The 11,394-nt window shown below is 34.0% G+C and carries 12 protein-coding genes and 2 pseudogenes; 4 read left to right on the top strand and 10 right to left on the bottom strand.

The features are described 5' to 3' along the window. Nucleotides 1-66 precede the first annotated feature (66 nt). Nucleotides 67-174: pseudogene (locus V7024_RS15750) on the top strand (transcriptional regulator); the annotation flags it as partial. A gap of 42 nt (nt 175-216) precedes the next feature. On the opposite strand, the gene V7024_RS15745 reads toward V7024_RS15750, so the two are convergent. Together V7024_RS15745 and V7024_RS15740 are read right to left on the bottom strand one after the other, a co-directional pair. Next, the gene (locus V7024_RS15745; protein WP_335521578.1) at nt 217-1,380 is read right to left on the bottom strand and encodes a transglutaminase domain-containing protein; all 1,164 of its coding nucleotides are present in this window, start codon (nt 1,378-1,380) and stop codon (nt 217-219) included. A 495-nt stretch (nt 1,381-1,875) separates the two neighbouring features. Then, nucleotides 1,876-2,649 (bottom strand): YwqG family protein, encoded by a 774-nt coding sequence (locus V7024_RS15740; RefSeq protein ID WP_335521576.1) that lies wholly within the window; start codon nt 2,647-2,649, stop codon nt 1,876-1,878. Between the two features lie 247 nt (nt 2,650-2,896). Here V7024_RS15740 and V7024_RS15735 point away from each other — a divergent pair, with 247 nt between their 5' ends. Next, complete coding sequence (locus V7024_RS15735) at nt 2,897-3,046, top strand: YjcZ family sporulation protein (RefSeq protein ID WP_335521574.1); 150 nt, start codon at nt 2,897-2,899, stop codon at nt 3,044-3,046. Nucleotides 3,047-3,141: 95 nt separating this feature from the next. Then, nucleotides 3,142-4,092, top strand: a complete 951-nt coding sequence (locus tag V7024_RS15730; RefSeq protein ID WP_335521572.1) for a patatin-like phospholipase family protein — start codon at nt 3,142-3,144, stop codon at nt 4,090-4,092. Between the two features lie 48 nt (nt 4,093-4,140). Here V7024_RS15730 and V7024_RS15725 read toward each other — a convergent pair whose 3' ends face one another. The 5 genes and pseudogenes from V7024_RS15725 to V7024_RS15705 all read right to left on the bottom strand — a co-directional run bounded on the left by V7024_RS15725 (nt 4,141) and on the right by V7024_RS15705 (nt 7,140). Further along, nucleotides 4,141-4,842, bottom strand: coding sequence for a class I SAM-dependent methyltransferase (locus V7024_RS15725; RefSeq protein ID WP_335521570.1), 702 nt, complete (start codon nt 4,840-4,842; stop codon nt 4,141-4,143). 166 nt (nt 4,843-5,008) lie between these two features. Further along, the gene (locus V7024_RS15720; protein ID WP_335521568.1) at nt 5,009-5,320 is read right to left on the bottom strand and encodes a hypothetical protein; all 312 of its coding nucleotides are present in this window, start codon (nt 5,318-5,320) and stop codon (nt 5,009-5,011) included. Beyond that, a pseudogene (locus V7024_RS15715) lies at nt 5,302-5,442 on the bottom strand (anti sigma factor C-terminal domain-containing protein); the annotation flags it as partial. The pseudogene V7024_RS15715 and the gene V7024_RS15720, both read right to left, overlap by 19 nt. 51 nt (nt 5,443-5,493) lie before the next feature. After that, a complete protein-coding gene (locus V7024_RS15710) occupies nt 5,494-5,661 on the bottom strand; it encodes a DUF3933 family protein (protein ID WP_335521566.1) in 168 nt (55 codons plus the stop codon). A 27-nt stretch (nt 5,662-5,688) separates the two neighbouring features. Next, complete coding sequence (locus tag V7024_RS15705; protein WP_335521564.1) at nt 5,689-7,140, bottom strand: PLP-dependent aminotransferase family protein; 1,452 nt, start codon at nt 7,138-7,140, stop codon at nt 5,689-5,691. Between the two features lie 160 nt (nt 7,141-7,300). On the opposite strand from V7024_RS15705, the gene V7024_RS15700 reads away from it, so the two are divergent. Beyond that, entirely contained in the window at nt 7,301-7,909 is a 609-nt protein-coding gene (locus tag V7024_RS15700) for a LysE/ArgO family amino acid transporter (RefSeq protein WP_335521562.1), read from the top strand. A gap of 53 nt (nt 7,910-7,962) precedes the next feature. Here the strand turns inward: V7024_RS15700 and V7024_RS15695 are convergent, their stop codons facing one another. The 3 genes from V7024_RS15695 to V7024_RS15685 all read right to left on the bottom strand — a co-directional run bounded on the left by V7024_RS15695 (nt 7,963) and on the right by V7024_RS15685 (nt 11,239). After that, nucleotides 7,963-8,640 carry an MgtC/SapB family protein gene (locus V7024_RS15695; RefSeq protein ID WP_335521560.1) on the bottom strand — a complete coding sequence of 226 codons (678 nt, stop codon included), beginning with the start codon at nt 8,638-8,640 and terminating at the stop codon, nt 7,963-7,965. A gap of 102 nt (nt 8,641-8,742) precedes the next feature. Further along, on the bottom strand, nt 8,743-10,044 hold the full coding sequence (locus V7024_RS15690) for a DUF1254 domain-containing protein (protein ID WP_335521558.1): 1,302 nt from the start codon (nt 10,042-10,044) through the stop codon (nt 8,743-8,745). 202 nt (nt 10,045-10,246) lie between these two features. Beyond that, the gene (locus V7024_RS15685; RefSeq protein WP_335521556.1) at nt 10,247-11,239 is read right to left on the bottom strand and encodes an LCP family protein; all 993 of its coding nucleotides are present in this window, start codon (nt 11,237-11,239) and stop codon (nt 10,247-10,249) included. Between the last annotated feature and the right edge of the window lie 155 nt (nt 11,240-11,394).

Genomic DNA, 11,394 nt, shown 5'->3' with positions numbered 1-11,394 from the left:
GCTGGGCTACGCCCTTCTCGCTCCTTGAGGAAGGGGACTTCTTTTTGGGAAATATGTTAAAGTATTACGAGAATCGAAGGAACACAGCGTTTCATTTCTATTCGAACAGACGACTTAAACAAGAGATTCCCAGGGCTATTAGACGCTATTTTACAAGCGACAGAACCATATTAATCACAAAAAAGAGCATCTTTATGAAGATGCTCTTTTTTGTAATTAATATGAAAATGTAATTGTTAACAATGAATATCCATTTTGCGCCTGGTAAGGAGTTACCTGATATGATACTCGTTTTGCTCCTTTTGGCCAAGCTACTTCATTCAGTACTTTTTTAACATCATTCATCGTGTTATTGACTGTTTGATGGTAACGTAATTCTACCTTTTCTTGTTTCGTTGTAAATTTTTGCTGTAATTTTTGTTTTAACTGGTTATAGTTTTCAGCTCCAAAATCTGCCGCTAAATAAACAAGATTTGTATCTTTTAAGATTTGTTGATAAACAGGCGCTTTCTTATTCCCTGCTTTAATTTTATTTGTTAACTCATTATAATAACTTGTATTTGCAACTGGATATTTACTACGATCCCATTGATGATCTTTACTTATTTGCTCATCGGACATATTAAAATATGAGTACGTAACACGGCCTTGTTTATCCGGAACTGGATCATCAAATGTCGTATCGAGATGATACCACTTTCCATCAATATTCACAAGATTCCATGCATGAGACTGTCCATTTCCAGTTCCCGTTACAATATGAGACTGAATTCCAGCTTCTTTTAATAATTGATAGGTTAATAGTGCATATCCTTGACAAACTGCAGAATGTTTCGCAAGCGCGTCGTATGCAGTGTAAGAACGCAGTGACGTGTCATATGAAACATTTTTCACTACATAGTCATGAATCTCTTTTACTTTTTCATTTTGATCCATTCCAACTTTTATGATTGAATTTACAATTGATTTCGTTTGCTTCATCACGTACTGTGATTGCTCTTTCGTTTCTCGGTATGAAATATTTAATGTAAATGAATAATTCCCTGGTACACCACGAATCGAAAATTTTGTACCGCTTACATTATATTTTAAATATTGGTCCTTTTCTAACGTTTGGTTATAAGCTTGCACCAGTGTATTCAAAACTTCTTTAATGTTTGAATTCTTTGTCTTATAAGCAATTGTAATATTTGTTTCATGATTATTTAAATGCTGTTGTAATTCTTGTTGAAATGCTGCAATCAGTTTCGCATCACTTACAGAACCATTATCTGTTACTTGTTTTGTAGCAGCATATGAAACTGAAGGCATATGAAGAGTTCCACTTATAATAGACGAACAAAGTGCTATAGTTGTTATACATTTAACAGATTTCTTCATTTCATCACATCCTCATAATATTAAATTACTATAAATCGTTTTTACTCTATATATAAATATACATTAATTCTATTAAAAAAGAAAATACATTTTTTTATATTTTAACGCATTTTCGAAAGAAATCCACATACAAATAATGCTAGACAGTCCGAACCCATTAACACCACCTAAAATGTATTTGCTTAATCGTAATTCAAACAACATTAAACTATTAATTCGAGTTTATATAATAAATCTATAAGAATCCATTTTAATTTTTCAACATATGAGATTACAGCTATGCAGAAGAGCCTGCACTTGCTTCCTCCCTTTGTTTAACCTTGCATGTGGCAGGAAAGGGTACTAACCGCTTCTTTGCATGGCCAGATGTTCTCGCCCACCGAAAAAGAATCGTTTTATATCGTTTTATTAATTTGAATTTATATATTACTTCATTACTCGATAAAAATTAGAAAAGCAATTTCCGTTCACACGTGAAACTGCTTCTTCTTCAACTTATAAGCTTTGTAAAATACAACAAGCATTTTCAAAACGGCGTTGCTTTATATCTTCATTTGCAATACAGAAATATAACATTCCCATATCTCCCCACATCATGTTCAAATGTTGCTCATCAGAATCTACTTGAAATAATAATGTCATCTCACTGTGATGCACATTCATATATTCTTGTACTTCCTCAAACACTTCTGTTTGAACGGAAAATGGTGTACCAAAAATTTGATGATTGTCATAATGATCCGGTATTAATTCTTCTAATAGTTGTAAGAAACGATCTGAATCGTCTTCGTTTTCAATAAACAACTCAGGAAGTTTTTGCACCTTTTCAAATGTAATTCTACACTGAGAATATTGCCCTTTCATTTGGTGTGTTTTTTGTAGCTCCCCTATTGATCCTTCATAATATAAAACGCGCCAGCCTTCTTTTACGTTCGAATTTCCATACACTTCATAAAAGTCTTTCTGCTCATCATCAGCAAAATAAAAGAAATATAACATTCCCTTTTCAGGCAAATCATTTTTTATACCTACAGCTTGAATTTCAGCTAAATGAAACTGGGCAATAAAGTGAAGAGGACGTCCTTTATAAGTGGGATATGCCAACTCTGCTGGCAAATCAGGTGATCCTCCCATTTTTGAACACCCTATCGGCAATACCTCTTCTTGTGTTGGCACTACTTTTATACATTCAAATGCCGCCATTAACAATTCATGTTTTATATGATTCAGTTGATACTTTTCAATTAATTCTTCAATATGTTTCGTCATACAAACTCCTTCTTCTACACGATTATCTACATCATATCACAAATTGTAATTAAACTTCTTTCGTTTTTTCTTTGTCTCTATCTCACTGCCCATTATGAAAACGGGCTTGTTCAATATAGTCGAAATGCCTTTCTAAAACATAATATACAGTGTTCCTACAAACATGCAAACTTATCATCCTTTGTAAGACATCCTCATAATTTCCACTTTGTTTACCCAAAATTCTTATATTAAGGAGGACATAAATATGGGTTATGGATATGGACCAGGTTGTGGATATGGTTACGGCTATGGAGGATATGGCGGTTGTGGATATGGCGGTTTTGCTTTATTAATCGTTTTATTTATCCTTCTTATCATCATCGGAGCAAGCTGTACAAACGGCTTTTTCTGCTAAGTAATCTTTAACAACTATTGTAAAAAAGCACGCATTTGTCGTGCTTTTTTATTTTCGTTAACTTTATAAATTATACATGGATGGGAGGTACTTTTATGAAAATAGACGGTGTCTTTGAAGGAGGCGGCGTTCGAGGAATCGCACATGTTGGAGCAATTTGTGCATTAGAAGAAAACGGTTATACATGGGAACGAGTTGCTGGTACATCAGCTGGTGCTATAATAGCGGCACTGCTCGCATGCGGCTATACAGGAAAAGAATTAAAAACCATTATAAATAACGCTGATTATACAAACTTCCTAACAAAAACATGGTTAGATAAAATCCCCCTGATCGGAAAAGGAGTAAATGTGTGGTTTAAAATGGGCATATATAAAAACGATTTTATAGAACAATGGTTAGAAGATTTATTATCCCAAAAGGGAGTTACTTGTTTTAGTGACTTACCTAACCCCGATAGTTTAAAAATCATTGCTTCTGACATCAGCAATGGTAACATGGTAATTTTCCCCGATGACTTACCGCATTATGGATTTTCAAATAAAAAATTTTCCATTGCAAAAGCAGCGAGAATGAGTAGTACGATTCCTTTCTTTTTTCAACCGGTAAAATGGAAAACTCCTAAGTGGAAGCAATCTTGTTATATGCTTGATGGGGGCATTCTCAGTAATTATCCGATATGGATTTTCGACACACCAAACATTCCACGCTGGCCTACTTTTGGATTTCATTTCGTAAAAGACGAAATTCAAGCGGAACCTGTGCATTATGAAGAACCTGTTTCTATGTTTAAAGGGTTATTTAAAACAATGATGCAAGCCCACGATTTACGCTATCTCAATACAGAAGCAAGGGCACGCACAATTAAAATCCCTACTGGAAATATTACAAGTACCAACTTCAATTTAAGTGATGAAGAAAAAGAATGGCTTTATCATTCTGGCTATCAGGCAGCTGAAAATTTTCTAAGCTCTTGGAATTTTAATCAATATATATACCGGTACCGTCGTGACTCTTATGCTTCAAATAACCAAAATAAACAATAAAATTGTTAACTCACCTTCTTATTTCTTTCAAAACTTTCCTATACATTTTCAAACTTTTTTCCTTACACAAAAAGTAATTGCATTAGTTTTTAATAAAACAGGCTGCTCATCCCTTACAATTTGATACTCTAGCGGCTTTACTATTACATGTAATTCTTCCCAGCCTCTATACACCCTGCGCAGCATACAAAGTATTTCTTCTGTTGAAAGATTTACTTCAAATAAAGGGTCCAATTTTACATTTGTGTTTATATCCATTTCTTCCACACTAGAATTTATTACAATATAATTAAGCCCATTATCTTTCGTCCCTATTTCCATATGATACAATACTTTTTCCAACGCACTTTTAGAGGGTACATGCTCTAAACTAGATACTGCCACAATATAATCGTATTCATTTGCTGTGATAGAATAATCTTCAATCGTACTTTCTACAGTTTGAATCCGATCTGCAACGTCAAATTCATAACTATATCGCTGTAACCGTTGCAATGCGAATGAAAGCATGTCTACACATATTACCTTTCCTACTTTCATTCTTTGCGCAATTGGTATACTATTTCTGCCAACCCCACAGCCTAAATCTAATGCCGTAACACTTTGTTGGTCTTGAAATACATTCATCATCTCAATAACACCCGAAACTGGCTTATGTAACCATGATCCTTCTTCAAATAACTTATGATTAGCATAGCAATGTTCGTGATACTCTTTTTCTTTCTGTCTTATATGTTGAATTCGGCTCATTTTTCTCTCCCCTTTGGCATCTATTCCTTTATGGATTCATCAACATTTAATTTTTCTTCGTATAAACAAATCTGTTTATAGTTTCTGATTCATTTTCACAAAAGAAAAAAGATATCCACTCCTACTCAGTATTTTCATGGTGAGAGGCCTTTTATAAAGCCTCCCATCATGGCATTGGATTTAACATCCAAGCTAACATAAATGTGAAAAAGATGAATACAAGCATAAACGCATATAAGCTAAACGCCCATATCGCACGTTTGCGACTCTTTTCTCTTGTAAACATTCCAATCACTGAGCATACTAAACCCACTTGGATCATCATATAAACATATTCTCCTAAGAATACATCCTCCATCATCATAGTAGTATTTATATACAATAAAGTAATTAACGCTAACAATAAGGAAAATGTCCCTAACCATGTTTCTTGTTTATATACACCTGCTTTTCGTTTTCTTAAGAATGCCAATTCCATAATCTTGATTCACCCACTTTCCATTTTCTCACATGTTCATTTTCTAATATTTTTACAATTTCCTCCTTCGGTCCAGTAATTACCGCTCCGTACGATTTAATTCCATTCTTTTCAACATAGGAGTCTTACTACAAACAAATAAAAAGACGGTAGCCATAATAGCTACCAGCCTTCTACGGATATTGCAATCCCTCTGCTTCTTCCTCCGTAATAACAATATAACGTTCTCCAGTTCTTAATCCTAACAGTTCTGTTTTTTCAATTGCTTCTTGTTTTGTTTCTGCATAAGCAGCTAAATATTTTGTTCCATTTATCACTTGGCAAATGACATAGCGTTTCATTTTCATTCTCCCTTTTTACTTTCGTACTTATTGTTTTATTTCTTGTATAATTCGTGCAAGTTTTTCAATTCCTCTTTCAATGTCGTGCAGCGATGCATAGGAGTAGGAAATTCGCAAATGTTGATTAGCATGCCGATCATACAAATTTCCTGGATTAAGTAAAATCCCTGCTTGTAAAGCTTTATAAAATAGTTCCTGCATAGAAAATTTCAAATTTATATGTAACCAGATGTAAAAACCACCTTCTGGTACATTCCACGTTGCAATATGTGCAAAATGTTTTTCCAATGCATGCAATGCAATATCTCTACACATTTGTAATTGTCGGCGAATACGCTCTAAATGTTCTTCGTACAATCCGCTTAAAAACCACTGAGCAGCAACTCGTTGTGACAAAGAACTTGATCCATAATCTGTTTGCATTTTAATATCTGCTAATCGATTAATAACTGCCTCTGGTCCTACAATCCAGCCAATTCTCAAACCTGGACTAATTGTCTTAGACATACTTCCTATGTAAAGAACACTCCCACTTCTATCATATACTTTTAATGGCTTTGAAGATGGCGAGCCGAACCACAAATCTTGATACACTCCATCTTCTACTATTGGTAGACCAATTTCATTACAAGTTTCTACAACAACCTTTCTTCTCACTTCACTCATCAAAGTCCCAGTTGGATTATGAAAAGAAGGAATGGTATAAAGAAGTGAACCATAAAATTGCTTTTTATATTTTGAGATAAGTGTTGGTTGTATTCCATCCTGATCCATTGGAATACCAATTAAACGTATCCCTGCTGACTGAAAAATGTTAAGAGAATATAAATAAGAGGGTTTTTCTACTAAAATTGTTGCTCCTTTTTGTAATAGCCCCATAGAAATTAACTGTAAAGCCTGAATGCCACCTGAAACAACTAAAATAGTTGAAGGAGATGCTTGTATTCCTAACGTTTGTAAATACTTTGCTATCTGCTCACGCAGTAAAATATCTCCTTTTGGTTCTTCATATCCTAAAGGTATATCCTGCCTTGAAAGTATACTCATAATATGTTTGGTCTTCTCTTGCGGCAAAAGTTCTGACGAGAGTTCACCTGTTCCTAATCGAATGATATTCGGATCAAACTCTGCGCGGTTAATTTCTCGAATTGTAGGTAAATTAGGATAATGCATGCCAGTATCAACATATGAATTCCAATTCAGAGATGCTGAAGAAGGTAATAACCCCCACGTATTGTTTATTACTCTCGTTCCTTGTCTTCCTTTTCCTTCAACCAATCCTTGAGCAGCTAATTCATCTAGCGCAGTGACAATTGTACTTCTGTTAACTTTAAATGCATCAGCTAACGCTCGTTGAGACGGTAATTTCGTCCCGATTGTCCATTCTCCATTTGCAATTTTCTCTTTTATATAATCTTCAATTTGCTTATATAAAGGAATTGGAGATAAAACACTTGGTTTCCAATCAAACTGTTCCATAACACCACTCCAATTATGTTTCTACAATTGTAGTATATACTTTGGTTGGGTTACTATCCATCCATATGGATGGATACAATTGATATTTCGCTTTTTATACTAGACACCAATAGATAATTATTACACGCAAAAACATACTTTTACGTAGGAGGCGAAAAAAATGAGTGAAGCATTTCTTCACGGCATCATTCTTGCATTTGGACTTATTATACCTTTAGGCGTACAAAATGTGTTTGTTTTTAATCAAGGCGCCAGCCAATCTACTTTATTGAAAGCTGCTCCAGTTGTTATAACGGCGGCAATCTGTGACACCATTTTGATTTTAGTTGCTGTGCAGGGCGTATCTCTTGTTCTATTAACATTTTCCTGGTTAACAACTGCGCTCTACACAATAGGATTTTTCTTTCTTCTTTACATGGGGTGGGCGATATGGAAAAGTGAACCTACTGCGTCCCAAAATGAAGAGCAAACAATTACTATAAAAAAACAAATTGTATTCGCTGCTTCTGTCTCTTTATTAAATCCACATGCTATTTTAGATACTATTGGCGTAATAGGAACAAATTCCATTCAATACATAGGGGCTGAAAAATGGGCATTTACCCTGGCAACAATTTTCGTTTCTTGGCTATGGTTTATCGGATTAGCTATCGCGGGACGAATGCTAGGGAAAGTGGATTCATCCGGAAAACATATGCAACTATTAAATAAAATTTCCGGTGTTATTATTTGGGCAGTTGCACTTTATATGCTTTTCCAACTCATATAATCTCCATGTAAAAAAACCATTATAAATCACTTACATATTCTTATTATCACGAACTATCTACTCTCAACTTCCACTGAAACAATTCGTTCTATCTCTTTTAAAGAACTATACAAATCCGTTGTATATAGCTTTTCAGGAGCTGATATCATCATTTCTAATTGTTGATGCCCATTATCTATATCTTTAACTTTCACACGTTTCACTTGCAAGTTTAATTCCTTAATTTGTTTAAAAATCCGATTAAGCTCTTGATGTTTATTAACGATTATTTTTACTGCTAAATCCCTTTGTCTTAAAGAATAAGGGCCTGCTAATTTTACAAGATACGGAAATACATTAATCGCCAAAATAATTAAGAGCATTGCTACAGTTGCTTCCGCATAAAAACCAGCACCAATTGCAATTCCTAATCCTGATGCTGCCCAAACCATAGAAGCAGTTGTTAATCCAGAAATCACATCGTTATTTCTCCGTAAAATAACACCTGCCCCTAGAAAACCAACTCCACTAACAATTTGCGCTGCAAGACGCATAGGATCCATGTTCGTATGCCCCGGTGAAGAGTATACATTTACCGATTCAATAGAAACAATTGTAATTAAACAACTTGCTACTGAAATCACCATACTCGTTTTTACACCAAGTGGTTTATTTTTCAGCTGTCTATCAATTCCAATTAATAGTCCAAGAAAAAGCGCAAGGCCTAGTTTGAGTAAAAATTCAAATGTCATGTTCATTTCTCCTTACATTTTTAAATGTTACTTTTTTTATAATAAAGTAATAACTATAACTGTTTTATACTTTCATTACTAGGCCTTTTCTTCCCTTCTAACTTATTTTTTCAAAAATATATATCGAACTTTTTTCACGGGCGGAGTTTGATAGCTTCCGTTCAAAATACAAAAATTCGGTTGATAGTAACGCATAACTAAATTGAAGTTTCCTTTTGGAACTGGTAACCAATTTGATTCCTTCCCTTTAGGCACTTCATGCTGAATATAAATATCTAAAGAGCCATTTTTATTATAAGTTAATCCTCTTGTCCGATCTCCTATTACATAACGGTGAAGTGAATTTTTAACTAAATAATAATCTGTATTATATACAGTTACTGACCAAAAAGCCTCAACCTCTGGTAAATTATCTTTTTCAAAATATAAAATATATTTCTGTTTCCCAGTTAATTCTTCTCCCGTATCATCTATCAATGCCCTTTGATAGATCGACTCTTCCTTCACATTTTCTCCAAGACCTGAATATGCGATAGCTGCTCTTGTTAAAAAATCCGAACCATAAATACCAATTTTATCATAGTATAACCATCCATTTTTTGCTTTTATAAATTGATGACTAGACTTAATAATATTCACGGCATCTTTTATCGCACGGTTCACTCCCTTTAAAATATCTAAATTTACATTTTGAAATATAGTTGATTCAAAAGGATTAATTCCAATATATTTGAAAGTCTGAAACAACATTTGTTCCCCAAGTGGAGGCGGATTCTTTTGCATCTCTCTATTCATTAATTCAATAAATTCAATAGCTGATAATTCTTCTACTGGAGTTTCAGATAATATGTTGTCCTTATGCTCTTTTACTATAGGACTGCTTCCGCTTAAATTTGTAAAAATAAATTGCTTCTGAAGTTCTCGAACTCTAAAAATGTCTTCGTTACTTTTCACTAAAATACGTCCTAAAGCCCATACCGTGTTTGTTGGAGCTGTGACTCTTTTCATTTCGGAAGGTAATGTTCCATTCCAATAGGGACCAACTATAGCGAAATGTCCTTTTGCTGTACCTGTTTTTCTTCTTCCTATATTCGCAAATGTATTCGTCCATGCATCTAACAACTGCACTGTATAATACCTATCATGCGTATTTGGAACGTGCAATATTACAGGTTGCTCTGAAACATCTAACCAAGCGTACATATATAAAGTATCTACATTAGGAGACACAATGAATTGATCAGTTGGATTTGCTAATTCTTCTTTATATACAAATTGATTCAGCACCAAATCATTTTCTAAAGGGGCTGTTAGTTGTTTCATTCTATTTATTACTAGCAATGGAAATCCATAAATATAAGCTTGCATCCCTATACTATAAGCTAAATTTTCAATAGAGGACATGGTCCCCCTCCTAAACAAACTAGTTTTGTACCCATTATTTTTTCCGCATTCCATACCTTTATAAATATATTACTTATGATGTATAAATAATCATGACCACACTGTATTTTCTAAAGTTCGTACATAACGGGGCATTACTCATGATCATAACAAATAAAAAAAGGTTAGCAAAAAGCCAACCTTTTTCTTATATATTCCATTCCTATTTCTCAGCAATCCCAAGGTGATCATTCAATTGTTTTGATATTTCTTTTACATTTTGCTCATCTGGTTGATAATAATAAATACCTTTAATACGTTTGTCTGTACCTTGTACTTGTATTTTTTCTAACTTCAAGTCAGTTCCTGCCACATTTTTCGTAATTGCCATCATATCATTGAATGTTAAGTTTGTTTTCAAATTTTGATCCACTGCATCTAATAATGAACTAAGTTTTGTAATGGAATTAACTGATACTGCTTTTTTGATAATTGTTTCGATTACAAGTTGCTGTCTTTGACCACGCATTGCATCGCTATCGATTTTCCGTGTTCTCGCCAACGCAAGTGCTTGTTCTCCATTTAAATGTTGGTATCCTTTTTCAAGGTGGATCGCACCAGCTTGGTCTTTACTATCTTGTTCCGTAAAAGTAACCGGTACATCAATATCAATCCCACCAAGTGAATCTACTATTTTCATAAACGATTCAAAATTAAATTTCACATAATAATCAACAGGTACATTTAAAAAGCGTTCAACCGTCTCACGTGTACTTTCCACCCCGCCAAAAACGTGCGCGTGTGTAATTTTATCTAATTTCTTTTTTGACGGTATATATACACGCGAATCACGAGGAATGCTCACTAACTTTACCGATTTATCATTTTTATTAATCGTTGCCAATAATAACGCATCCGTACGCACCGCTTCACCATATTGGCTTTTTCTTTTCTCACTTTCATCTACACCCATAATTAAAATAGAAATATTATCTTTTAACGGTGCCACCTCTGTATCACGTTTATCAGATTTATCTATTTCTGCATAAGAATTACTAACAACTGCTTTTGCTTTGCTATATATAAAGGAACTGTAGCTTATTCCTCCAATGACGAGAAATAGCACAGAAATCATCAAAAACCATAAAAAAACTCTTTTTTTGGAGCGCTTCTTTTTCTTTTCACTTCTACTTGTTGCTTCCATCTCCGTTTTCATTTCACTTCCCCCTTCAAAACATCTTCTATTAGTTTAATTGAAATGTAACATCTATAGAATCGAATTACATTTCACCAACCTTACATTTTTGTAAGAATTTCCAATACACAAATAATAGCTTTTTGCTACAAAAAACTTATAATACATTATTATAA

Source organism: Bacillus sp. JJ864, from assembly GCF_036963045.1.
Classification (GTDB): Bacteria; Bacillota; Bacilli; order Bacillales; family Bacillaceae_G; genus Bacillus_A; species Bacillus_A pseudomycoides_C.
The sequence above is the reverse complement of the archived record's forward strand: the minus strand, read 5'-3'. Positions and strand labels throughout refer to the sequence as shown.

Coding starts and splice junctions, on each gene's coding strand:
- V7024_RS15745 (WP_335521578.1), bottom strand. CDS start 1,380: ATGAAGAAATCTGTTAAATGTATAACAACTATAGCACTTTGTTCGTCT.
- V7024_RS15740 (WP_335521576.1), bottom strand. CDS start 2,649: ATGACGAAACATATTGAAGAATTAATTGAAAAGTATCAACTGAATCAT.
- V7024_RS15735 (WP_335521574.1), top strand. CDS start 2,897: ATGGGTTATGGATATGGACCAGGTTGTGGATATGGTTACGGCTATGGA.
- V7024_RS15730 (WP_335521572.1), top strand. CDS start 3,142: ATGAAAATAGACGGTGTCTTTGAAGGAGGCGGCGTTCGAGGAATCGCA.
- V7024_RS15725 (WP_335521570.1), bottom strand. CDS start 4,842: ATGAGCCGAATTCAACATATAAGACAGAAAGAAAAAGAGTATCACGAA.
- V7024_RS15720 (WP_335521568.1), bottom strand. CDS start 5,320: ATGGAATTGGCATTCTTAAGAAAACGAAAAGCAGGTGTATATAAACAA.
- V7024_RS15710 (WP_335521566.1), bottom strand. CDS start 5,661: ATGAAACGCTATGTCATTTGCCAAGTGATAAATGGAACAAAATATTTA.
- V7024_RS15705 (WP_335521564.1), bottom strand. CDS start 7,140: ATGGAACAGTTTGATTGGAAACCAAGTGTTTTATCTCCAATTCCTTTA.
- V7024_RS15700 (WP_335521562.1), top strand. CDS start 7,301: ATGAGTGAAGCATTTCTTCACGGCATCATTCTTGCATTTGGACTTATT.
- V7024_RS15695 (WP_335521560.1), bottom strand. CDS start 8,640: ATGACATTTGAATTTTTACTCAAACTAGGCCTTGCGCTTTTTCTTGGA.
- V7024_RS15690 (WP_335521558.1), bottom strand. CDS start 10,044: ATGTCCTCTATTGAAAATTTAGCTTATAGTATAGGGATGCAAGCTTAT.
- V7024_RS15685 (WP_335521556.1), bottom strand. CDS start 11,239: ATGAAAACGGAGATGGAAGCAACAAGTAGAAGTGAAAAGAAAAAGAAG.